Origin of the sequence: Qingrenia yutianensis, from assembly GCF_014385105.1 — a bacterium.
In the GTDB taxonomy this organism is placed as follows: domain Bacteria; phylum Bacillota; class Clostridia; order UMGS1810; family UMGS1810; genus Qingrenia; species Qingrenia yutianensis.
Genome location: NZ_JACRTE010000055.1, coordinates 1 through 1,991 on the forward strand (window position 1 = coordinate 1; position 1,991 = coordinate 1,991).

A 1,991-nucleotide genomic window follows, 5' to 3' on the forward strand; every position below is an offset into this window, starting at 1 on the left:
TTGCGGAGGTAGACAAAAATGAGTGAATTTAATAAAAATCTATATATGGTAAAAGGTATTTTTGTGCAAGACGAAACAGAACCGATAGTAACAGGATTTTACTATATAGATGAGCACGGCAGACATTTTATTATCGGCGATGATTTCGGGCATTACGAAACAAATCCGTACACGCTTTGCAGGTGTACAGGTATTAAATTAAAAGATAGTGATTATTTACCGTTTGAATACGATGTTTTTTCATACAATGAGCCGCTGTCAGATAAATTCTGTTTCGGATATTTTGAATTTAATCAATATCTGACGCAATGGGTGCTGGTTACAAATAACGAAACGCATCAATATCGCACATTAAACAAGTGTAATAATTTAATTTTCACGGGTCGAAATGTTCTATTAAAAGATAATGATATGAATTGGTTTGTTGAATATTCAAAAAAAGAATTTGAAAAATCAAAATCCAATGTTATTGACAATTCATATTGCCCGTCAAAATTTAGGAGGTAGACGAAAATGAATGAGCGTGAAAGATTGATTAAATTGATTGATGATTTTGGTGACGATGTAGCACTTTGCGATGTATGCAACCGTCCACGAGAAGATTGTGAGGGATGTACTAACGAGCAACTTGCAGATTACTTGCTTAAAAATGGCGTAATTGTACCGCCTGTTAATGTTGGCGGCATAGTCTGGGTAATATACAACAAGTGCGTTATGTCTGCAAATGTTTTGGCAGTTTACGTAGATAAAAGCGGAGGAATGTTTGATTTGAAAATATTAACTGAGGGACTTAAATCTATTGTAAATAAAGATTATACATTCGATATGGTTTACACAACCAAAGAACAGGCAGAAAAAGCATTGAAAGGCGGTGCGGAGTAATGAAAGTGTATCCGTTAATTGAAGAGCGCAAATATCATTTGAGTATTGAAACCGAACTATTTTATTTTGATGTATATCCAGCTTGGCACGCCGTTTACGATAAAAAGCAAGATATGTTTCGTGTTGGTGTTGCAATAAAAAAAGGAGACAGAAAATATCATATTTTCCACGAGCTTTTTGCCGAATGGGACTATGCAAATAAAGATGTGGCATTTGAAGAAGCGAAAAAGTGTTTATATGAGATTATTGCAGAAATTGGAACACAACTATTGGAAGCTACGAAAGGCGGTGCAACAAATGAATAACAGATACATATGCAGAGGAAAGCGGAAAGATAATGGCGAATGGATTGAAGGATTTTATGCCTGTCAATCCAACCATTCTTGCATTGCGTCTACGCTGAAATATCAACATTTCATTTACAAAGATGTGTGTATGGATATTGGTTTGGGCGGGCTTGCAGATTTTGAAGTTATCCCCGAAACCGTTGGGCAATGCTCGGGAGTTCCCGACAAGAACGGCAAGCTGATGTTTGTGGGCGATGTTGTAAACGCCTTGTTTGATTTTGAAATGCCGATAAAATCAGTATGTGTTTTCAAAGATGGTTCATTTGGGCTATTAGCAAAACAGCACGGCGTCGAACATTTTCACGCATTTACCTCAATATGCAACGTCAAATATGAAGTAATCGGCAATATCCACGATAATGATTTGCTGGAGGCAGAGAGATGAACAAACAACTCGACATATTCGGAAATGAGGTTAAAAATGTTTCCAAACGCAACAATACGGACAAACAAAAGCGGAATTGGGAAAATGCATTTCAAAGGTGGTCTAACAAAGAATTTTGGCAAACAAATTCATACGGTAAATGCGGTTACGGCATTATGTGTGATTATTGCGAGGATAATTCATACGGGCACCCGTGCGTAAGAGCATTAAATCAAATGTGCCGAGAAAAACGCATAAAAATTGATTATTCAAAACGAGAATTTGAAGATATTTGGAACGGAATATTTGTGAATGAAAGTGGAAAATGAGGAGTGATACAAAATGAAAGAATTATCAAAATATCAATGCGAATACTGTCAAACTGATTATATGAAAAA

5 protein-coding genes are annotated in these 1,991 nt (G+C 36.1%); all 5 read left to right on the plus strand.

The features are described 5' to 3' along the window. The first annotated feature begins 18 nt into the window (after positions 1–18). The 5 genes from H8706_RS11920 to H8706_RS11940 are packed head-to-tail and all read left to right on the plus strand — an operon-like array spanning position 19 to position 1,922. A complete protein-coding gene (locus H8706_RS11920) occupies positions 19–507 on the plus strand; it encodes a hypothetical protein (protein ID WP_262432812.1) in 489 nt (162 codons plus the stop codon). Between the two features lie 6 nt (positions 508–513). Further along, positions 514–882, plus strand: coding sequence for a hypothetical protein (locus tag H8706_RS11925; RefSeq protein WP_262432813.1), 369 nt, complete (start codon positions 514–516; stop codon positions 880–882). Next, positions 882–1,187, plus strand: coding sequence for a hypothetical protein (locus tag H8706_RS11930; RefSeq protein WP_262432814.1), 306 nt, complete (start codon positions 882–884; stop codon positions 1,185–1,187). The genes H8706_RS11925 and H8706_RS11930 overlap by 1 nt, the downstream gene beginning before the upstream one ends. Then, positions 1,180–1,614 (plus strand): YopX family protein, encoded by a 435-nt coding sequence (locus tag H8706_RS11935; protein WP_262432815.1) that lies wholly within the window; start codon positions 1,180–1,182, stop codon positions 1,612–1,614. Before H8706_RS11930 ends, H8706_RS11935 begins: the two co-directional genes overlap by 8 nt. Continuing rightward, complete coding sequence (locus tag H8706_RS11940; protein WP_262432816.1) at positions 1,611–1,922, plus strand: hypothetical protein; 312 nt, start codon at positions 1,611–1,613, stop codon at positions 1,920–1,922. The genes H8706_RS11935 and H8706_RS11940 overlap by 4 nt, the downstream gene beginning before the upstream one ends. The last annotated feature ends 69 nt before the right edge of the window (positions 1,923–1,991 follow it).

What these genes read in the sequence shown, in the direction of transcription:
- H8706_RS11920 (WP_262432812.1), top strand. Translation starts at nt 19, where the DNA reads ATGAGTGAATTTAATAAAAATCTATATATGGTAAAAGGTATTTTTGTG.
- H8706_RS11925 (WP_262432813.1), top strand. Translation starts at nt 514, where the DNA reads ATGAATGAGCGTGAAAGATTGATTAAATTGATTGATGATTTTGGTGAC.
- H8706_RS11930 (WP_262432814.1), top strand. Translation starts at nt 882, where the DNA reads ATGAAAGTGTATCCGTTAATTGAAGAGCGCAAATATCATTTGAGTATT.
- H8706_RS11935 (WP_262432815.1), top strand. Translation starts at nt 1,180, where the DNA reads ATGAATAACAGATACATATGCAGAGGAAAGCGGAAAGATAATGGCGAA.
- H8706_RS11940 (WP_262432816.1), top strand. Translation starts at nt 1,611, where the DNA reads ATGAACAAACAACTCGACATATTCGGAAATGAGGTTAAAAATGTTTCC.